Raw genomic sequence first — 21,642 nt, 5'->3', positions numbered from 1 at the left:
CCGTTAAATGAAATATCCCCATATAAATAATAAACTCGCTCTGCTGGCGGTTACGTTGCTGTTATCAGTACAACTGCTACAGGCGCAAACCAAAAACACCGCATATTTATTTGCGTATTTTACCGGAAATACCAAAGCAGAAGAGGCCATCCGTTTTGCGGTAAGTACCGATGGATATCGTTTCAGGGCCTTAAATAACAATAATCCAATTGTTTCATCTGCGCAAATTAGCAGTACAGGCGGTGTGCGCGATCCACATATTTTACGTGGCGAAGATGGCAAAACCTTTTATATGGTGGCAACGGATATGGTTTCGGCAAGTGGCTGGGATTCGAACCGGGCCATGGTATTGTTAAAATCCACTGATCTGATTAAATGGACTTCGGCCGTGGTAAATATTCAAAAACGCTTTCCTGATAACGAAGATTTGTTACGGGTTTGGGCACCGCAAACCATTTACGATAAAGCCACAAAAAAATACATGGTTTATTGGTCGATGAAACATGGTAATGCACCTGATAAAATTTATTATGCTTATGCCAATGCCGATTTTACCGACCTTGAAACAACACCAAAACAACTCTTTTATAGTCCAACCAACGGCTCTTGTATTGATGGCGACATTATCTACGACAATGGAAAATACAACCTGTTTTTTAAAACAGAAGGCAATGGTAACGGCATAAAAAAAGCAGTTTCTACCAGCTTAACTGAGGGTTATGTATTACAGGATCAATACCTGCAACAAACTAAAGATGCGGTAGAGGGTGCTGGCGTTTTTAAATTGAACAATGGTGCAGGATATATTTTGATGTATGATGTGTACATGAAAGGCCGCTACCAGTTTACTAAAAGTAAAGATCTGGAGCATTTTAGCGTGGTGGATCAGGATATTTCGATGGATTTTCATCCCAGGCATGGAACGGTTATGCCGATTAAACAGGAGGAGTTAAACCGCCTGTTAAGCAAATGGTACAGCGCAGAAGCAGTTTTGCAAAACCCATTAAATGCATCCATCAATCAGAACAATATTGTTTTGGATAGTACAAATCAAAAACTGTATCTACCGGTAAATTATGGAACTGATTTGAAGGCTTTTGATCCGCAGTTTGGTCAGTTTAATCAGATCGGTGTTAATCCAAAAGGTAAACTGGATTTTTCTAAAGGTCCGCAAAAAATTAAAGTAACAATTCCCAATCAGGAGTCAAAAACTTACACGGTAAGCGTTGCTGTGGCCAATAACCCTGTGTTAAAGGGCTATTATGCCGATCCGGAAGTGTTATATTCCAATAAAACCGGTAAGTATTACATTTACCCCACCAGCGATGGTTTTAACAACTGGAGTGGTACCTATTTTAAATGTTTCTCCTCAACCGACCTGGTAAACTGGAAGGATGAAGGAAAGATATTAGACCTGGAGAAAGATGTTTCTTGGGCGAAAAGGAATGCCTGGGCACCTACCATTACCGAGAAAAAGGTAAATGGCGTGTATAAGTATTTCTATTATTTTACAGCGGCACAAAAAATCGGTGTAGCGGTTGCCGATGCCCCTACTGGTCCGTTTAAAGATAGTGGCAAGGCATTGATTTCGGGTAAGCCTAAAGGAATTAAAGGTGGCCAGGAGATAGATCCTGATGTATTTAACGATCCTAAAACAAATAAAAGCTACCTGTATTGGGGAAATGGATACATGGCTGTAGCACCTTTAAATGATGATATGATTTCGATTGATACCAATGCGGTTAAAATCATTACACCAAACAAGGGCTTTAGAGAAGGAACCGAGGTTTTTTACCGCGCGGGTAAATATTATTTTTTATGGTCGGAAGATGATACCCGGAGCGAAAATTACCGGGTGCGTTATGGCTTTTCTGATTCTCCTACAGGTAAAATAACAATCCCGGAGCATAACCTCATCCTGGCGAAAGATGCTGCACAGGGCATTTATGGTACGGGGCACAACAGTGTAATTAAGGTTAACGGGAAAGATGAATGGTATATGGTTTACCACCGGTTTACCCGGCCAAAAGGGATTTCGATGGGCCAGGCCGCAGGTTATAACCGCGAAGTGTGCATTGATAAGATGGAATTTAATCCCGATGGCACCATTAAACCTGTAATACCAACCGTTAATGGCATTAAACCAATACGCTAATGAAAATAAAATTATATAAATATCTTTTTTTGCTGCTTTTCTTATCCACTATCGCTGCTAAAGCGCAAAATAAGGTAAATAAAGAAGAAGTACTTGAAATGCTCAACAGGGCAAATGTATACTGGCAAAGCAATAATAAACCAGAGGTTCGCGCTTTTTGGGATCATGCTGCCTACCATACCGGAAACATGGAAGCTTATGCACTTACCAAAAATGAGGCCTATCGTAAATATTCTGAAGATTGGGCTGAATATAATAAATGGATGGGGGCAAAATCTAAAGATCAATCGAAATGGAAATATACATATGGCGAAACGGATGACCATGTACTTTTTGGCGATTGGCAAATCTGCTTTCAAACCTATATAGACCTCTATCACTTAAAACCGGAAGACTATAAAATTGCAAGGGCCAAAGCGGTAATGGAGTACGAAATGAGTACCCCAAATAACGATTACTGGTGGTGGGCTGATGGTTTGTATATGGTAATGCCTGTAATGACCAAACTGTATAAAGTTACCGGCGATCAAAAGTATCTTGATAAACTGTACGGGTATTTTATGTACGCCAATAGCATTATGTACGATAAAAAGGAAAAACTTTACTACCGCGATGCCAAGTATGTTTACCCAAAACACAAAAGTACCAATGGTAAAAAAGATTTTTGGGCTAGGGGCGATGGGTGGGTTTTTGCAGGGCTGGCAAAGGTGTTAAAAGATCTTCCTGCCAATGATGTACACCGTGATGAATACTTAAGCAAATACCTAAACATGGCAAAGGCAATTGTTAAAAGCCAGCAGCCCGAGGGGTATTGGACCAGGAGTATCCTCGATGCGCAGCACGCACCCGGACCTGAAACCAGTGGTACAGCATTTTTTACTTATGGCTTGCTTTGGGGCATTAACAATGGTTATTTAAAGGAAAAAACATACCTGCCGGCCGCAAAAAAAGCCTGGGGCTATTTAACTAAAACAGCATTGCAACCCAATGGAAAATTGGGGTATGTGCAGCCAATAGGTGAGAAAGCTATTCCGGGCCAGGTGGTTGATGCAAATTCTACAGCAAACTTTGGTGTGGGAGCTTTTTTACTTGCGGGATGTGAAATGTACCGCCACTTATCAAACAACAATTAAACGTTAACACAAAAATGAACTTAAAAAATAGCTGCATTTGCCTTTTACTGATTGTTTCGGTCGGGGGATCTGCCTTTGCTCAAAAAAAGACTAAAAACACCAAAAACGTAGTGTTAAACGACCGTCAGTTTTGGTTGCAGCAAATGGATAAGATGGTTAAGCCTGTATTGTACAATCTGGCAAAAGATAGTCTCCGCATTGCAATGCCGAAAGTTACCTCAATTCATATTGATAATAAAGAACACCGCATTAAGGTGCAGTATGTAGAGGTTTTAGGAAGGGTTTTAAGTGGCATTGCGCCATGGTTACAGTTAGAAGGTGGTTCGGCAGAGGAAGTAGCCCTCAGGAAACAGTATCGCGAATGGGCGATTCAGGGATTAAAAAATGCGCTTGACTCTAATGCCAAAGATTTTATGAATTTCGATATCGGCGGCCAACAATTGGTAGATGCTTCTTACGTAGCCCTGGCGTTAGTACGTGCACCATGGCTTTGGGAAAACCTGGATAAAAAAAATCAACAGCTGATGATGGAATCTATTGTAACTACCAGAAAATTTAAACCTGTGTTTTCTAACTGGTTATTGTTTTCGGCCATGAACGAAGCTTTTTTGGCCAGGTTCGGTTACAACTGGGACCCTATGCGTGTTGATTATGCCCTGCAACAAATGGAACAATGGTATACTGGTGATGGCATGTACACTGATGGCACATCTTTCGCATTTGATTATTACAACAGCTATGTAATTCATCCTTACCTGGCTACACTGGCCAACATTATAGGTGCCAAAACGAACAGTTATAAAGAGATGTTCGAAAAGATTAAAAAACGCAATGAGCGTTATGCAATTATACAGGAAAGGTTAATCAATGCCGATGGTTCTTACCCTGCCACAGGCCGCTCCATCATTTATCGTGGTGCTGCCTTTCATCATTTAGCCGATATGGCCTGGCGGAAAGCTTTACCAAAACAACTGAGTGCCGCCCAGGTACGTTGCGCTTTAACTGCCGTGATTAAAAAAACTTTAAAGAGCCCAACCACTTATAAAAATGGTTGGCTAACGATTGGTTTATATGGAGATCAACCAAATCTGGGCGATTTTTACAACAATCAGGGTAGCCCATACATTGCTTCCAATATCTTTTTGCCCTTGGGATTACCTGAAAATGATCCATTTTGGGCCAATCCGGCTGAGAAATGGAGTGCGCAAAGAATATGGAGTGGCGAAAATTTCGAAAACGACCACAGTGCAAGTTTAAAATAGTTAAATACAGCCAACTGTATAAATAAGGATAGTTGATTGAAATAAAGTTTATATAACGTTAAAATTATTAATTAAATGATGAACAAGAGAATCAGTTTTATTTTGAGATTTATCGTCTTCGGTTTATTACTGAACACCCATGTATCGGCGCAGCAAGCTTATACCTCTTTCAATCCGGGTAAAATATGGAAAGATGATAAAGGTGTTCACATTAACGCACATGGTGGCGGTATTGTAGAATATAAAGGAACCTATTACTGGTTTGGAGAGCATAAAATAGAAGGCGAAAAAGGAAATAGTGCGCAGGTTGGCGTGCATTGCTATTCATCTAAAGATTTATACAACTGGAAGGATGAGGGCATTGCGTTGCCGGTTTCAGATGATCTGAAGAGTGATATTGCCAGGGGATCTATTCTGGAACGGCCTAAAGTGGTTTACAACAAGAAAACCAAAAAATTTGTAATGTGGTTCCACCTGGAGTTGTTGGGGAAAGGTTACGCGGCAGCACGATCGGGCGTTGCAGTGGCCGATAAACCAACCGGGCCATATACTTTTATTAAGAGTTATCGGCCAAATGCTGGCAAAATGCCATTTTATGCAGCCGGAACTCCTGAAAAAGATCAGGTAAACTGCGAAAAGCCAGCAAATAAAAGTGATGGCTTTTTCTGTAGAGATTTACCTGGTGGCCAGATGGCAAGAGATATGACCGTTTTTGTAGATGATGATGGGAAAGCCTATCATGTGTTTTCATCGGAAGAGAATTTTACGCTTCATTTAGCAGAGCTGACTCCAGATTACCTGAGTCATACCGGAAAATTTATCAGAATTTATGTCGGACAGCAAACTGAAGCTCCAGCTTTATTTAAGAAAAATGGAATATACTATATGATTGGTTCTGGCTGTACAGGTTGGGCACCAAACCCTGCAAGGTGGTTTAAAGCAACATCAATTTGGGGACCGTGGACATACATGGGCAATCCGTGCGAGGGAGAGGGTGCTAAATTAACTTATGGCGGTCAAAGTACTCATGTATTGCCTGCACCGGGTAAAAAAGGGCAATTCATTTTTATGGCAGATAAATGGGAACCAAAAAATGCGATCGATGGTCGTTATTTATGGCTGCCTATCAAATTTGATAACGATAAAATTTCAATTAACTGGATGGATCAATGGGATCTGAGCGTATTTAAAAAGTAAAGAAAAAACACATTTAATATAATAAACCGGGATTGATGGATTGCGTAGAAATGCGCAAATTGGATTCTTTTTGCCTGATTAAAGCCAATCATCTCATAAAAAAATTTAAAAATGAAAATAAGATTAGTATGGCTGGCGGCACTATGTTTCTCCTTATCGGCTTTTGGTCAGCAAGCCAAACACAGTTTTAAGTTAGGGGATAACAGTTTTCTGTTGGATGAAAAGCCTTTTCAAATTATTTCCGGGGAGTTACATTATCCGCGTGTACCAAAAGAAGCCTGGCGCGCCCGTATGAAAATGGCCAAAGCCATGGGCCTTAATACCATTGGCACTTATGTTTTCTGGAACCTGCATGAGCCACAGAAAGGTAAATTCGATTTTGCTGGCAACAACAACATTGCCGAATTTGTAAAAATTGCACAGCAGGAAGGTTTGTGGGTTATTTTAAGGCCCAGCCCGTATGTATGTGCCGAATGGGAATTTGGTGGATATCCGTATTGGCTGCAAACAGAAAAAGGCCTTGTTGTACGCAGTACGGAAAAACAGTACCTGGCCGAATATAAAAAATATATATTGGAGGTGGGCAAACTGCTTGCTCCATTGCAGATTAACCATGGTGGCAACATTATAATGGTACAGGTAGAAAACGAATATGGTTCTTATGCCGCCGATAAAAACTATTTAGATATTAACAGGAAGCTGTTTATTGAAGCTGGTTTTGACGGATTGCTTTACACTTGTGACCCTGCGGCAGATGTGAAAGATGGCCATTTAGACGGCTTATTGCCCGCCGTAAACGGAATCGATAATCCGGCAAAAATCAGGCAGCTTGTAAATGAGAACCATAATGGTAAAGGGCCATATTTTATTGCCGAATGGTATCCTGCCTGGTTCGATTGGTGGGGAACGCCTCATCATACTGTTCCGGCGGAGCATTATACCAAAAAACTAGATTCGGTATTGGCAGCAGGCATTTCGATTAACATGTACATGTTTCATGGTGGTACCACCCGCGATTTTATGAATGGTGCCAATTATAAAGACATTTCACCTTATGAACCACAAACCAGCAGCTACGATTATGATGCGCCTTTAAACGAAGCAGGTAATGTAACTGAAAAATTTAAAGCTTTTAGAAGTGTAATAGAAAAATATCTACCTGCCGGGCAAAGTTTACCACCTATACCGGCTGCTAAACCGAGTATTGCTGTTGCACCTTTTAAACTGAGCAGCAAGGTGGCTTTGTTTAATGTGCTTCCTCAACCCGTAAAAAATATTAACCCGCTTACTTTTGAAGCACTAGGCCAGGATTATGGTTATGTATTGTACCGTACCACTATTAAAGGTGGTAAAAAAGGCGAATTGCAATTGAAGCAACTCCGTGATTATGCTTTGGTTTTTATCAATCAGAAACGGGCAGGCATTTTAGACCGCAGGCTTAACCAGAATACCTTAACACTAAACCTTCCGGCAGGTGATGTACAGCTCGATATTTTTGTTGAAAACATGGGTAGGGTAAACTTTGGTAAATACTTACTGGAAAACAAAAAAGGCATTACCGAGCAGGTAACTTTTGCAGGTGCAGAGGTTAAAAACTGGTTAATGTATGGTTTCCCTTTCAGTAACGACCGCTTAACTGCTAAAACAACAGCCAAGGCAAATGGAAACGGACCAACTTTACAAAAGGGATCTTTCGAGATTCCGACGGTAGCCGATACTTATTTAGACATGAGCGATTGGGGTAAGGGTGTGGTTTGGATTAACGGACACAACTTAGGGAAGTACTGGGCTATTGGGCCGCAACAAACCTTATATGTTCCGCAAGAGTGGTTAAAAAAAGGGAAGAATGAGGTTGCTGTTTTAGAACTGATCAAACCTGATCAAAATATGTTAAAGGCAATTGACGAGCCAATTTTAAATACGCTCAAAAAGTTAACCGTAAATTAAACGTTTAAAAATCTTAAAAATAGGGGTTAAAGGCTAAAATCAAGCAAAAAGTAACGATTTAACCCCTATTTATTACCGTATTACCCCTCAATAGAGGGGTTTTTTAATAGTTACTTTGCCATAACCAAATCCCTATTCATGAGTAACTTTCACAGCAGATCAGACTAAGCGGTTGTACCGCATTAATTTCCCCCCTCTATTTTATCCCTAATCCCAAACTATTAATCATATGAAAAAAGATTTACTACTGCGCTAATCGGTTGTAATTATCATCTCTAACAATTTTACCAATTGTTACCGGGTGATTAAATACGCTAAACCAATATGGCTATAGTCATTTTGGTGCCTAATTTTTATCAACACTGTTTGCGAAATCCCTAATTCGAAACCGCTGCAAGCTGTGTAACCAACTAACTAATATAAAATTATGAGTGAAAAAAGAATACTCAAACTCCTGGGCTTCGTCCTTGTATCCTGGGCATTTCTGAATTTTGGCAACCTGAGTTATGGCAATTCGGTAAATTCAATCCTCCGTCAGGATACTTCGCAGCTTAAGCGCATCACATTTGCCATCCTTGATGAGAATGATTTCCCATTAATAGGGGCTGATGTAATCAATGTCCGTTTAAATAATGCCATTAAAACAGATAGTACCGGAACAGCAAAGTTAAATGCTGAGAATAATGATGTTATACGCATCCAATATAAAGGTAAACTGTTAAAAGAGTATACGGCTAACGGCAATGTAAATCAAATTATCAGAATTGATGGTAACAATACTCTTGTTAAGTTACAAAAGCAAGTGGTATTAACCAATGCTATTAAACTGGGAGCAAATTTAACAACATCATCTACGCAGGCTGTTTACAATAACGATCTGATAAAATCAACAGTTACAAGTGTTAAAAATGCACTTACAGGTCGTTTGGCAGGTTTATACACCAATCAAAGCAGCGGTCGCCCCGGGCTTGATGAGGTATCTGTATTGTTGAGGGGGCAGAATCCGATTGTACTTATTGATGGAATACCAAGAGATCTTACGATGATCGATTTGGAAGAAATTGAATCTGTAACTGTACTTAAAGATGCTGTTTCTACTGCAATGTTAGGTCTTCGATCATCTGGTGGTGCAATTGCAATTACAACAAAGAAAGGTTTTATCGGTGCGCAGCAAATTTCACTAACCGCACAGGCTGGTATTCAAAGTCCACTTAAATTACCCAAAACATTAGGTGCTTTTGATTATGCTAACTTATATAACGAAGCGAGGCGAAATAGTGGCGACCAGCCGGTTTACACACAATCTGACCTTGATGCATTTAGAACCGGATCTGATCCTATTGGGCATCCGGATGTAAATTGGCAAGATCAGGTTTTAAAAGATAAATCTACATTTAGCCGTTACGATCTTAATTTCAGAGGCGGTGGTAATACTGCACGGTACTATGTTGGCTTGGAATACCAGAATCAAAAAGGCCAGTTTAACGAAAGTGATTTAAACGAATACTCTACCAATACAAGCTTTAGCAATTATACTGTACGCTCTAATGTAGATATTAATCTTACGCCAAAAATGACACTCGGACTTCATCTTTTTGGAAGGATTGGTAATTACACACAACCTGGAAACACCGCAGCCACCATTTTTAATTCTATATTGAATACTCCAAATAATGCATATCCTATTTACAATGAGAATGGTAGTTATGGAGGCAACACACAATTCCAAAATAATATTTATGCGCAAACTGTTAACTCTGGTTACCGCTTAAATTACAGACGGGATATTATTACAGACTTAACTTTGAGACGGAATTTAGATGATATTGTACCTGGTTTATGGGTACAGGCATTGGTATCATTTTACTCGGGTTTATCAGAAAATACGGATAGAAGCAAATCATTTGCGGTTTATAAACAGAATGGTTCAGGTTCTACAGCTTCGTATCAGCTTTTTGGAACAAACGGAACTCAGAACAACAATACCTCTACCGATTACCAAAACAGGCAATCATACATTGAAGGCGCAGTTGGTTATAAGAGAAATTTTGGTCTGCACCAGATTGATGCACAAATTAGGGCCACCAGCGATAATGTTAATAATGGGGGAGACCTTGGTCTGAATTATTATGGAGGATCGGGCCGGGCGGCTTATAGTTTTGATGAGCGTTATACCGCTGAGGTAGCGTTTGGATTAAATAAAACCAACAGGTATCCAAAAGATTCTCCGATGGGATTTTTTCCTGCTGTGGGTTTAAGCTGGACATTAACCAAGGAAAAATTTATGCCTCAGCTGGAATGGTTAAATGATTTGAAATTATTTGCAAGTTATGGCCGTACGGGTAATGATGCGGCAGGTTATTTTGTTTTCCAACAGTTTTATGTAGGCAGTCCGAGTTCGTATTTCTTTGGTACAAGTGCTTCAAGTAGTTCTGCCTTACGCCAGGATGTATTGGCCAACCCTAATGTTACCTGGGAAAAAGGCGATAAACTGAATCTGGGTTTAAAAACTACCTTATTTAAGAACAAATTATTTATGCAGGCAGAATATTTTAACAACAAATATTCAGATCTGCTTACCTCGCCAAATTTATCTACCATTGTGGGTACAACATTAAGAAACCTGAATGTAGGTATCAATAGGTATAGCGGTGTAGAACTGCAATTAAACTGGCATCAATCTTTTGGAGATTTTAGTTATTTCATAGCGGGTAATGCAAGTACGTTAAAATCAAAAGTAATTTATCAAAACGAGGTTTATAGAGCATACAGTTACCAAAGCCGTACCGGCCAGCCGGTTGGGCAGCAGTTTGGTTACATTGCCGACGGGCTTTTTCAATCGCAGGCAGAAATAAATTCAGCTGCTAAAATTGCAGGATATAATCCAGTTCCGGGAGATATCCGCTATAAAGATCTTAATAGTGATGGCGTAATCGATCAGTTTGATCAAGGCAAAATAGGCACCGATAAGCCTTTGGTTTATTATGGCGCAAACATTGGTTTTTCTTATTCTGGCTTCGATTTTAGTGTGTTGCTGCAAGGAGTTACAAACAGGAACTTATTGTTAACGGGCAACAGTGAATGGGAATTTCAGAACGGCGGGTTTGGGCAAGCTTATGAGCATAATTTGGAGCGTTGGACGCCAACAACGGCTGCAACAGCCACCTATCCCAGAGTTACTGTTGGCAATAACTTCAATAACAATATTGTTTCTTCATTCTGGATGCACAGTGGCAATTATTTGCGGTTAAAAAACATCGAACTGGGTTATACCATTTCATCGCGGTTTACCAATAAAATAAAAGTTTCGAGCATCAGATTATTTGTAAACGGTACAAATTTGTTTACAAGTGCCTCGTTTGATCGGGTTGATCCGGAAACCAATGGTGGAGTATATCCCATTCAGAGGGTAATTAATGGCGGTTTAAGCGTTAAATTTTAATCTCATCACAGATGAATACGAGAATAATACTTTTCATGATTGCGCTAGTAGCCATGGCATCATGTAAAAAATATGAAGAAACCCCATTACAGGGAATTAATAAGGGCAATGTTTACGATCCTTTGGATAAAAATGGCGATTATGCCAGGCAGGTACTGTCGGATTTATATACTTCACTTCCTGATGGTTTCAACAGGATTAGCGGTGATGGTACCGTTGGTGATTTTCTTGATGCCGGCAGTGATGATGCAATTCCATCAAGACCAAATAAAGTTGTAGAATATTTCACCAATGGCAGGCTTAATTCAACCAATAATCCGGATAATAACTGGGAAAATGCTTACCGGGCAATTCGTGCCGCAAACGATTTTTTAGCCAATATAGATGTTGTTCCTGTTGATGCTAATGCACCTAAAACGCTTCAATATTGGAAAGCTGAAGCACGTTTTATCAGAGCGATTAATTATTTCGAAATGATTAAAAGATATGGTGGCGTACCGTTAATAGGTGATAAAGTATTATCTCCTGACGATAATTTACAGATACCACGTAATACTTTTGAGCAATGTGTAACGTATCTGGTAAGCGAATGCGATGCCATTAAAGGCTTATTGCGAGTAGAGCCGGTTGCAGATTCTGACTTAGGCAGAATTACACGGGGTGCAGCTTATGCACTAAAAGCAAGAGTATTGCTATATGCGGCAAGTCCACTTTTTAATGGTGGAGGAATTGCAGCTGATGCAACCAGAAAAGCACTGGCAGGTTACCCAACATATGATGCCGGAAGATGGACTTTGGCTTTAAATGCACTGCAAGATTTAATCAATTTAAATGCTTATCAGCTTACATCAACATTTAATGCTGCATTTATTGGCAGAAAAAATACAGAGGTAATATTGGCCAAACAAAGAGCTAAAACTTTCGATCTGGAAACCAACAATGCACCTATAGGTTATACCACACCACTGAGTAATGGCTTTACGAGTCCGACGCAAGAACTTGTAGATGCATTTCCGATGCTGAACGGGTTGAGTATTACAGATCCGGCTTCTGGTTATGTGGCTGCTAACCCATATGCAGGAAGGGATAAAAGATTGGATAATACTGTTTTTTATAACGGAATTAGGTGGTTGAGCCGTAATGTAGAAACTTTTGATGGTGGTAAAGATAAACCTGGAGGGGTGGCTGTACAAACCAGAACAGGCTATTACCTAAAGAAATACATGGCAGATTTTTCTGCTGCAACGGCCTATGCTACGCAGGATCATAACTTTATTATTTTTCGCTACGGTGGCATATTGCTCGATTATGCAGAATGTTTAAATGAGGTAGGGCGAACGGCAGATGCCTATGCACCGTTAAGATCACTGCGTTTAAGGGCTGGAATTACAGCTGGTACAGGTGCAGATGCCTATGGAATTAAAGCCGGAATGTCTCAAACAGATATGCGTGCTTTTATCCAAAATGAAAGAAGGGTGGAGATGGCTTTTGAAGAACAGCGCTTCTGGGACATCAGACGTTGGAAAATTGCAGGCCAGGTGTTAAATGGTTCACTCCATGGTACACAAATAACAAAAGCAGCAATTGGTACTTTAACCTATACACCTTTTACGGTAAGCAATACCACATTTAATCAGCGGTTTTACCTAATGCCTATCCCATATTCAGAGGTAATTACAAACAGAAGCCTGATACAGAACGAGGGTTGGTAATTAATAACAATTAAGTTAAAACTGAAAGCATTTATGAGAAAATATATATTCTTTTTAGCATTTACCATTTTGTCGAAGTTACTCTTTGCGCAAAATGTTAATATACAAGGCCAGGTTAGTGATAAGGATGGCGGAATTCCTGGAGCGAGCATTATTGAGAAAGATTTTCCGGGTAACGGGGCATCTACCGGAACGGATGGTAAGTTCAGAATTACCTTACGGGGTAAAAGCCGGATATTGGTGGTTAATGCTATCGGTTATCTTGCAAAAGAGGTAACAGTTGGCCAGTCGGCTACCATTAACATAGCTTTAGAATCTGATGTAAAAGGTTTAGAAGAAGTGGTTGTGGTAGGATACGGAACCACTAAAAAAGCCACCTTAACAGGAGCAATTAGTTCGGTATCAGGGCAGGATATCAGAAGAAACCCATCGGCAAGTTTGCAAAATACATTGGCTGGTAGATTGCCAGGTTTCAGTTCACAACAAACCAGTGGCCAGCCAGGATCGGATGGAGCAACATTTTTTATCCGTGGAACAGGCTCTTACACGGGCTCTAACCAACCGCTAATCATTGTTGATGATATTGAATTTACTTATGCCCAGTTTGCACGCCTTGATGCAAATGAGATTGAAAGCCTAAGTATTTTAAAGGATGCATCAACAACGGCTGTTTATGGTATTAAAGGGGCAAATGGCGTTGTTTTGGTAACTACCAGGCGTGGGGTAGTTGGGCCGCCCAACATAACCTTCCGTACTGAATATGCACTGTCTCAACCAACAAGATTGCCTAAATTTCTGAATGCTTACGAATCTGCCAAGCTGTTTAACCAGGCACGGATAAATGATGGTCTTGCCGTACAATATACCGATGCCGACCTTGAACACTGGAGAACGGGTGATGATCCATACGGGCACCCGGATGTGGATTGGAAAGAAGTTCTTTTTCGCAAATTTAGTTACCAATGGCGCAATAATTTCGACATTAGCGGCGGTAACGATGTGGTTAAGTATTTTGCATCATTAGGAATGGTTACGCAAAATGGTATTTTAAACGATTTTGGGAAAGGTGAAGATGTAAATAACAATTTCTATTACAAACGGTATAATTACCGCTCTAACATTGATATTAAGGCAACCAAAACCTTAAACGTTAAGCTGGATCTGTTTGGTAATATTGGTGAACGGAATAATCCGGTAATTCCAAATATTAATGGCATTCAGAACATCTTTTATTTTTATAACAGTTATTTAACACTGGCTCCTTTTGCTTACCCCATTAATAACCCCGATGGAAGTTATGGTTACAGCTATGCGCAACCAAACCGTTATTCATCACCCAACATTGTACAGGCATTAACGCTGGGCGGATACAGCAGAGATTTCGAAAACAATATGAATATCAATGCCGCCGCAACACAAAAGCTTGATTTTATTACACAAGGCTTATCATTAAGAGGGGCTATTGCATATGGCAGTACATACACCTATTCAAGAGGATTATCGAGAGGAACTTTTCCTGCCTTCATTTATAATCCAGTTGATGGAAGTTATACACCAAAGGATCCAAATGTGTTCAGGGTGGGTACTTATTCACTAAATTATAGTCCAGGTTCAACCACAAGAACAATTAACCCTCAAGCCTCCTTAAATTACGATCGTACTTTTGGTGCACACCACATTTCAGGTTTGGCATTATATAACAACAGGAGTTTTTTCGGCTATCGTGATCCTGCCAACACCAATAGGATTTTAAACTTTATCCCTATTCCAACAAGTGGTTTTTCAGGTCGTGTGGGTTACGATTATAAAGGGAAATACCTGGCCGAATTTAATGCTGGCTACAATAAATCAGAGGTTTTTGCTTCAGGTAAAAAATATGGCTTTTTCCCTGCCGGATCAATTGGTTACAACATCTCAGAAGAAAAGTTTTTTAAAGATAACATCAAATTTGTAGATCGGTTAAAATTCAGGGCTTCTTATGGTCTTGTTGGTACCGATGATATTGGTAACTATGCATATGCATACCTACAAACCTACAATAACAGTGGTAACGTATCTTTTGGAACATCGCACAATGCATACAATGCCATATTTGAAGGGCGTTTAGCCAACTCGGATGTGACCTGGGAAAAGGTTAAGAAGTTAAATATCGGTATGGATTTAAGCATGTTTAAAGGTCGTGTAACCTCAACATTAGATGTGTTTAACGATAACAGGTACGATATTTTAACCAATAGAGGAACAGTATCCTATGTATTTGGTCAATCTTTGCCTCCCGTTAACTTAGGAAAAACAAATAACAGAGGTTTTGAACTCGAAATTGCGTATAATGATAAGATCGGTAAAGATTTTAATTACCGTGTTGGTGGCAATATCTCTGTGGCAAAAAATAAAATTGTTTTTCAGGATGAAGCTTTACCATTGTTCCCATATCAGCAATATACCGGTAACCCGATTAACACACCAAGGCAGTTTAAATTCTTAGGTTTTTATCAGGATGCAGCAGATGTTGCCAGCAGTGCCAAACCTTTAACCGGTGTAAAACCTGGCGATATTAAATATGCTGATTTAAATGGCGACGGTGCAATTACCGATGCCGATCAATCTTACTTTGGTTACTCAAATACGCCTAATACAATTGTAGGTTTTAATTTAAGCGCAAATTACAAAACGCTGAGTTTGAATGTACTTTTTCAGGGAGCATTAAATTTTAACGTTGCGGGTATCCGTGAATCCATCCAGGCATTTGGTTCTAATTTACAGGCCATCCACCAACAAAGCTGGACACCAGAACTTGGTCAGAATGCCAAATATCCAATTTTATCAACGTCTCCAAATGCGATTTCTATTCCTACAGCACCTTCAGACTTCTGGAATGTAAGAGGAGATTATTTACGTCTTAAATCGATTGAACTGAGTTATGGAATTCCACAGAGTTGGGTAAATAAAGTTCGTTTAAAAGGGGCAAGAATCTATGTTAATGGTACAAACTTAATTACCTGGACAAAGCTCGGCTCGTTATATGAGTACGATCCAGAAATATCGAGTAACAATACCAACACCAACTATCCGCCACAAAGGCTATACAATATGGGTTTATCGGTAACATTTTAAGTTTTAACCATGAAAAGATATATTTTATTTGTTTTAATATTGGTAGGATTAGCATCCTGCAAAAAAGCAACCAGTTATCTCGATCAGCAAAATGCTGGTCAGGATGCCACAGTTGTGTTTAGCGATAGTGTAAGAACACTGGGTTTTTTAAACGGTATTTATCAGGGCAGGGGCTTCTCCTTTAATAAAGGCCGTTGGGATAGCCATGGCAACCTTGAGGAAGCTACAGATGATGCTGAATACCGGTACAGTGGCTCAGGCCAATATGCTGTAATTCTGTATTCGGGCAACGTAAACCCACTCAATGTTGTAAAAGGTACAACGACTGATTTTTATGTACAGCCATATCTGCAGATACGTGCAGTAAATTTATTTCTATCTAAATTGCCAACAACGCCTTTAGCCCCTTCAACACAGAAAAGGGTTGCTGCTGAAGCCAGATTTTTGCGTGCATGGTATTACCATTATTTGGTTAAATCTTTTGGTGGCATAGCTCTTTTAGGCGATAAATTGTTTGATAAAGATGACATTATCGATATTCCAAGAAACACATATGAAGATTGTGTAAATTACATTGTAAGCGAATGTGATGCTGCGGCTGCAAACCTTCCGTTAGATCAATTGGATCAAGACTATGGCAGAATTACCAAAGGAATGTGCCTTGCATTAAAATCAAGGGTGTTGCTTACGGCTGCCAGTCCGTTATTTAATGGAGGGGGCATAGTTAAAACAGGTGCAATTGCCAATATAATTGCATACCCAACTTATGATGCAGGCCGATGGGCAAAAGCGGTACAGGCTGCAAAAGAGGTAATAGACATGAATAAATACGAGCTTGTTGTAGATAACACTACTGCGCCGGGTTTTGGTTTTTATAAAACGTTTATCAGCCGCGCCAACAATGAAATGATTTTTACTTTTACGCAAGCTCCAAATAAAGATTTTGAAGGTCATTTTTTACCGCCATCGCGCAGTGGAGGATTTTACTCTACACCTACGCAAAATTTAGTCGATCAGTTTGATATGCGTAATGGTAAACAAATTACAGATCCAACTTCCGGTTACAATGCTGCAAATCCGTACATCAACCGCGATCCAAGGTTTGGATACACTGTTATTTACAACGGTTCTGCTTATGCAAACAACAGCGGTGCCCAAACGCCAGTTTTTTCTTATGTTAACGCACCAAGTGATGGTAACGGAATAGGAACAACTTCAGGGTATTACGGCCGTAAAATGTGCGATGTAAATGTAAGTTATGGAGGCAGTGCCAACGCAGATAGGGGTTATCCGTTAATGCGTTACGCAGAAATATTGCTTAATTACGCTGAGGCCCTTAACGAAACTGGACAAAGCAATGATGCCCTTGTTTATATTTTTAAAATAAGAGAACGTGCAGGTATTTTACCTGGAGCTGATGCAAGGTTTGGCATAAAGGCGAATATCAGCCAATCAGAACTCAGAGATTTGATTATTAAGGAACGCCGTACCGAAATGGCTTTTGAAGATATGCGTTTTTATGATGAGAGAAGATGGAAAATTGCCGAAGTAACGGAGAATGCTTTTAACAAGGTAATGTTGATTACTCCTAAAACCGGCACCACGTCTACATCTACCGATGGTACCTCTTATAACTATCAAATTGCCAACTCGATAAGAAGACACAACTTCCGGCCGGCAAATTATCTTCTTCCTATTCCGCAAAGTGAAATTTTGAAACTTCCTTCATATTTGCAAAATCCGGGTTATTGAGCGACATGAATGATTTGCGCGAGCAAATCAGTGCTGTCTGATTGATGAGGGTAGGCCCCTCGGTATCGGCTTACAGGAGCAGGTACCAAACCGCCTCTGAGCTGCTTGGATTAAGTGTCCTGGTGGTGAGCGTCAGAGGAAAAGGCATCTTAAAGGTGTCAGGTAAGTATAAAGAAGATGAATGCAAATGAACTGCCGAAGAGGCGTCGAAAGGATTAGATGATGTCAAAACTAAAGTACAGTAACACTTTATTATCAGCAGGGAGGACGACCTGTTTACCGTCTCTGTGGCATCCGGCGTATAGGCAGCATGAGCTTTATACAGGCAATCAGATGGAACTTGTGAACCTGTCGGAAGGATGTGAAGGGAAAAGTCCAAGCGGAGGAACCCGTAAGGTCGAAAGTACCGATGCCATCCACGGGGGCAGAGCCACCTGTAGTAGTGATGATAGTCTTGGAAACTTGACTGGAACGAAGGAGTGGCATTATCAGGCGCTGTACATTGATAGAAACTGTTCAAGGTTAATACTACAGGAGGTATAGAGGATGTACAGGCCAAAACCATATTGTATTTCAAGAAAGTCGGTCCAGGAAGCCTACTTGAAGATCAAAGCCAACAAAGGCGCAGCGGGTGTAGACAAGATGAGTATGGAAGCATTTGACATGCAATCCCAAAAGCATCTTTACAAGTTATGGAACCAGATGAGTTCTGGTAGCTATGTACCACCCGCCATCAAGTTGGTAGAGATCCCCAAGAAAGATGGCGGTAAAAGGCCATTGGGTATTCCCACGACAACCGACCGGATTGGACAGGCAGTGGTAGCAGTAAGACTGGGAGAAGTGGTCGACAACTTATTCCACGAAGATTCTTACGGTTATCGCCCAAAGAAATCAGCATTACAGGCAGTTGCCAAGGCACGTGAAAGGTGCTGGGCATACAACTGGTTACTGGATGTCGATATTAAAGGGTTCTTCGACAATATTCCGCATGACTTGCTGATGTTAGCCGTTGAAAAGCACACAGAAGAAGATTGGATGGTTCTTTAAATCAAAAGATGGCTGGTAGCATCTTTACAACTGGAAGATGGAACAGTAGTTGCAAGGAGTAAAGGAGTACCTCAAGGCTCTGTTATTGGTCCGGTTCTTTCAAATCTTTATCTGCATTATGCAATGGATGTGTGGCTAAAAGCCAACTATCCGGATCATGCTTTTGAGCGTTATGCAGATGACGCAGTCATTCACTGCAAAACAGAGGAACAGGCCATCCACTTGAAGGAATCATTAGGACAACGGCTAAAGGATTGTGGACTGGAGATGCATGAAGAGAAAACTAAGATTGTCTATTGCAAGGACAGCAACCGCAGGGGAGAAACAGAGAAGGCGGTATCGTTTGACTTTCTTGGTTATACATTCAAGCCCAGACAGGCATTGAACACCAAGAGGCATGTCAGTTTTACCAACTTTCTTCCCGCAGTAAGTATGAAAGCAATGAAAGCAATGAATGAAAAGCTCAACAAGTTGCCGATACTACGAATTGCAGGTATTGAGATAGAATCTGTTGCCAAAGAAATGAATCCGGTATTGCAGGGTTTGATCAACTATTACGGAAAATTCTATAGCACAAAGTTGAAAGGCTTTTTGCGTAGGGTTAACGCGAAGCTGGCCAACTGGGCAATCAGAAAATACAAAGGGTTAAGGGTTAGTTTGACCAGTGCGATGAAATGGATAAGGCGTTTACATAAACGAAAGCCAAACTTATTTGCACATTGGACATTTGGCTCGAAACCTACTATGGAATTACGATAATAAGAGCCGTATGATGGGAGACCATCACGTACGGTTCTGTGAGAATCTCAGGTTGAGATACCTGGGTTTACTTGATAATTTGATATCAATTTTCAATCGGGCTGTCTTTGTTGATAGTCCGATTTTTTTTTAAATTAGCTTATAAAGCTGATTTTTATGAGAGCTAAAATTTACGTATATGCCGTTTTCAATCTAATACTAATCCAATCCTGTGCGCTAAAAAAAGCTCAAAATTTTTCTAACGCCTACTCCACCGAAGGTTACAAACTCGTTTGGAGTGATGAGTTTGAAAAAGATGGAAAACCCAACCCTGCCAATTGGGATTATGAGAAAGGTTTTGTGCGCAACGAAGAGTTACAATGGTATCAACCAGAAAATACTTTTTGCAAGGGCGGTAAACTGATTATCGAAGCCCGAAAAGAAGAAAAACCTAATCCCTTGTATGCTGAAGGAAGTAACGATTGGCGTAAAAAACCAAAAAACATCCAGTATACTTCTGCCTGTATCATTACCAAAGGTTTGCAAAGCTGGCAATATGGCCGGTTCGAAATGAGGGGGAAGATTGATATTTCTGATGGTCTTTGGCCGGCATTTTGGACGCTGGGAGTGAAAGGCCACTGGCCTGCCAATGGAGAAATTGATATTATGGAATATTACAAAGGTAAATTACTGGCCAATATTGCAAGCTTGGGTGCCAATAAGAAAGCAAAATGGTATAGCAATACCAAACCAGTTAGCGAACTCGGTGGTAAAAAATGGGCTGCAGCATTTCATACATGGCGTATGGATTGGGATAGTGAAGCAATCAGCCTTTTTGTAGATGGAATGCTTTTGAACAAAACTTTGTTAAGCGACCTAAAAAACGACGACGGATCAGATTTTCATCCCTTTAAACAACCCCATTATATATTATTTGATTTGGCAATGGGTGGTATGAACGGTGGCCCCTTGAACGATACCAAATTTCCCAATCGTATGGAGATAGATTACGTTAGGGTGTACCAAAAATAAATATTGTTTAATACGTTACCCTGAGCGTAGTCGAAGGGCTTATAACTTAAAGACCTCGCAGGTTTTCAAAACCTGCGAGGTCTAAATAAAACTACTTCTAATACTTGTATCGTCATTTCTGCAAGGCTTTTTCAACCGAGGAAGCAATCTTGTAACGATCGCTACTCAAACTTGATTAGATGTTTCGTACTTCGCAATACCGATCCATCTACTCATCTTTTACCCTAAATGTAGTGGAAGGGCTTATAACTTAAAGACCTCGCAGGTTTTTAAAACCTGCGAGGTCTAAATAATTACTTCTAATACTTGTATCGTCATTGCGAGAAGGCTTTTTCAGCCGACGAAGCAATCTTACAACGATCGCTACTCAAACGTGCTTAGATGTTTCGTACTTCGCAATACCGATTATTCTACTGTAGTCTATTACCCTGAGCGTAGTGTAAAGGCTTATAACTTAAAGACCTCGCAGGTTTTTAAAACCTGCGAGGTCTAAATAAAATTACTTCTGAACTTTAATTTCTGTCCTTCTGTTCACCATTCGGCCTTCCTCACTGTCGTTTGAGCTGATTGGTTCCTTTTCTCCATGCCCAACAACAGTAAAGTTGCTGCCATTTAAACCTGCATTAATAAAATACGATTTTACTGCATTTGCACGGTCTATGGAAAGTTGCATATTGTGATCAGGTGTACCTTCAGCAGAGGAGTGGCCATTAAGAATAAATTTGGTGGTTGGCGATTTTTTCATTTCAGCAACGGCCTTATCTAAAATAGCGAATGAAGAAGTTTTAAGTACAAACGAATTAAATTCGAACTGAATATTATCTAAATTAAAGTTTGGTTTTTCCTCAGGAGCCGGAGCTTCTTCTTTTTCAGGAGCCGGAGCTGGTTTTTTCTCTTCAACCGGTGGTGCTGGCTTTGCAACAGGCGCAGCCGGTTTTGCTGCCAGTTTTTTTGTTTTACAAGAATACATGGTGAGTGTAAACAATGCAATAAGCGTGGTAAATAAAAGGTCTTTGGTAATGTTCATGTTTTAAAATTAATTTAAGTTTATTGTGTGTTTGTTGCCCAAACATACTAATAAATGATTACAGCTATAACGATCTTTTTTTGC

Annotated in this window: 12 protein-coding genes and 1 pseudogene; 12 read left to right on the top strand and 1 reads right to left on the bottom strand. The window is 40.1% G+C overall.

All coding sequences use genetic code 11. The features are described from left to right. Positions 1-7: 7 nt before the first annotated feature. The 12 genes and pseudogenes from ACZZZW_RS18250 to ACZZZW_RS18195 all read left to right on the top strand — a co-directional run bounded on the left by ACZZZW_RS18250 (position 8) and on the right by ACZZZW_RS18195 (position 20,531). Positions 8-2,155 (top strand): family 43 glycosylhydrolase, encoded by a 2,148-nt coding sequence (locus ACZZZW_RS18250; protein ID WP_463495539.1) that lies wholly within the window; start codon positions 8-10, stop codon positions 2,153-2,155. After that, the gene (locus tag ACZZZW_RS18245) at positions 2,155-3,288 is read left to right on the top strand and encodes a glycoside hydrolase family 88/105 protein (protein ID WP_463495537.1); all 1,134 of its coding nucleotides are present in this window, start codon (positions 2,155-2,157) and stop codon (positions 3,286-3,288) included. The genes ACZZZW_RS18250 and ACZZZW_RS18245 overlap by 1 nt, the downstream gene beginning before the upstream one ends. A 14-nt stretch (positions 3,289-3,302) precedes the next feature. Continuing rightward, on the top strand, positions 3,303-4,550 hold the full coding sequence (locus ACZZZW_RS18240) for a DUF2264 domain-containing protein (protein WP_463495535.1): 1,248 nt from the start codon (positions 3,303-3,305) through the stop codon (positions 4,548-4,550). Positions 4,551-4,625: 75 nt separating this feature from the next. After that, on the top strand, positions 4,626-5,747 hold the full coding sequence (locus ACZZZW_RS18235) for a glycoside hydrolase family 43 protein (protein WP_463495533.1): 1,122 nt from the start codon (positions 4,626-4,628) through the stop codon (positions 5,745-5,747). A gap of 111 nt (positions 5,748-5,858) precedes the next feature. Further along, positions 5,859-7,694, top strand: a complete 1,836-nt coding sequence (locus ACZZZW_RS18230; RefSeq protein ID WP_463495531.1) for a beta-galactosidase — start codon at positions 5,859-5,861, stop codon at positions 7,692-7,694. A gap of 427 nt (positions 7,695-8,121) precedes the next feature. After that, the gene (locus ACZZZW_RS18225; protein ID WP_463495529.1) at positions 8,122-11,136 is read left to right on the top strand and encodes a SusC/RagA family TonB-linked outer membrane protein; all 3,015 of its coding nucleotides are present in this window, start codon (positions 8,122-8,124) and stop codon (positions 11,134-11,136) included. Between the two features lie 11 nt (positions 11,137-11,147). Next, a complete protein-coding gene (locus ACZZZW_RS18220; protein ID WP_463495527.1) occupies positions 11,148-12,848 on the top strand; it encodes a RagB/SusD family nutrient uptake outer membrane protein in 1,701 nt (566 codons plus the stop codon). 33 nt (positions 12,849-12,881) lie between these two features. Continuing rightward, positions 12,882-15,962 (top strand): SusC/RagA family TonB-linked outer membrane protein, encoded by a 3,081-nt coding sequence (locus ACZZZW_RS18215; RefSeq protein ID WP_463495524.1) that lies wholly within the window; start codon positions 12,882-12,884, stop codon positions 15,960-15,962. Between the two features lie 9 nt (positions 15,963-15,971). Continuing rightward, positions 15,972-17,714 carry a RagB/SusD family nutrient uptake outer membrane protein gene (locus tag ACZZZW_RS18210; RefSeq protein ID WP_463495522.1) on the top strand — a complete coding sequence of 581 codons (1,743 nt, stop codon included), beginning with the start codon at positions 15,972-15,974 and terminating at the stop codon, positions 17,712-17,714. 546 nt (positions 17,715-18,260) lie between these two features. After that, positions 18,261-19,133: pseudogene (gene ltrA / locus ACZZZW_RS18205) on the top strand (group II intron reverse transcriptase/maturase); the annotation flags it as partial. Between the two features lie 60 nt (positions 19,134-19,193). Beyond that, a complete protein-coding gene (locus ACZZZW_RS18200) occupies positions 19,194-19,520 on the top strand; it encodes a group II intron maturase-specific domain-containing protein (protein ID WP_463497779.1) in 327 nt (108 codons plus the stop codon). Positions 19,521-19,676: 156 nt separating this feature from the next. Then, a complete protein-coding gene (locus ACZZZW_RS18195) occupies positions 19,677-20,531 on the top strand; it encodes a glycoside hydrolase family 16 protein (protein ID WP_463495520.1) in 855 nt (284 codons plus the stop codon). Positions 20,532-21,030: 499 nt separating this feature from the next. Here ACZZZW_RS18195 and ACZZZW_RS18190 read toward each other — a convergent pair whose 3' ends face one another. Beyond that, the gene (locus tag ACZZZW_RS18190; protein WP_463495518.1) at positions 21,031-21,558 is read right to left on the bottom strand and encodes an OmpA family protein; all 528 of its coding nucleotides are present in this window, start codon (positions 21,556-21,558) and stop codon (positions 21,031-21,033) included. Positions 21,559-21,642 lie beyond the last annotated feature (84 nt).

The organism is Pedobacter sp. AC379, from assembly GCF_979258145.1.
This window is presented reverse-complemented; position numbering and strand designations above follow the sequence as displayed.

Bases quoted from the DNA above. Each gene is read 5' to 3' on its own strand.
- ACZZZW_RS18190 (WP_463495518.1), bottom strand. From the start codon at position 21,558: ATGAACATTACCAAAGACCTTTTATTTACCACGCTTATTGCATTGTTT.
- ACZZZW_RS18235 (WP_463495533.1), top strand. From the start codon at position 4,626: ATGATGAACAAGAGAATCAGTTTTATTTTGAGATTTATCGTCTTCGGT.
- ACZZZW_RS18240 (WP_463495535.1), top strand. From the start codon at position 3,303: ATGAACTTAAAAAATAGCTGCATTTGCCTTTTACTGATTGTTTCGGTC.
- ACZZZW_RS18230 (WP_463495531.1), top strand. From the start codon at position 5,859: ATGAAAATAAGATTAGTATGGCTGGCGGCACTATGTTTCTCCTTATCG.
- ACZZZW_RS18195 (WP_463495520.1), top strand. From the start codon at position 19,677: ATGAGAGCTAAAATTTACGTATATGCCGTTTTCAATCTAATACTAATC.
- ACZZZW_RS18225 (WP_463495529.1), top strand. From the start codon at position 8,122: ATGAGTGAAAAAAGAATACTCAAACTCCTGGGCTTCGTCCTTGTATCC.
- ACZZZW_RS18250 (WP_463495539.1), top strand. From the start codon at position 8: ATGAAATATCCCCATATAAATAATAAACTCGCTCTGCTGGCGGTTACG.
- ACZZZW_RS18245 (WP_463495537.1), top strand. From the start codon at position 2,155: ATGAAAATAAAATTATATAAATATCTTTTTTTGCTGCTTTTCTTATCC.
- ACZZZW_RS18210 (WP_463495522.1), top strand. From the start codon at position 15,972: ATGAAAAGATATATTTTATTTGTTTTAATATTGGTAGGATTAGCATCC.
- ACZZZW_RS18200 (WP_463497779.1), top strand. From the start codon at position 19,194: ATGAAAGCAATGAAAGCAATGAATGAAAAGCTCAACAAGTTGCCGATA.
- ACZZZW_RS18215 (WP_463495524.1), top strand. From the start codon at position 12,882: ATGAGAAAATATATATTCTTTTTAGCATTTACCATTTTGTCGAAGTTA.
- ACZZZW_RS18220 (WP_463495527.1), top strand. From the start codon at position 11,148: ATGAATACGAGAATAATACTTTTCATGATTGCGCTAGTAGCCATGGCA.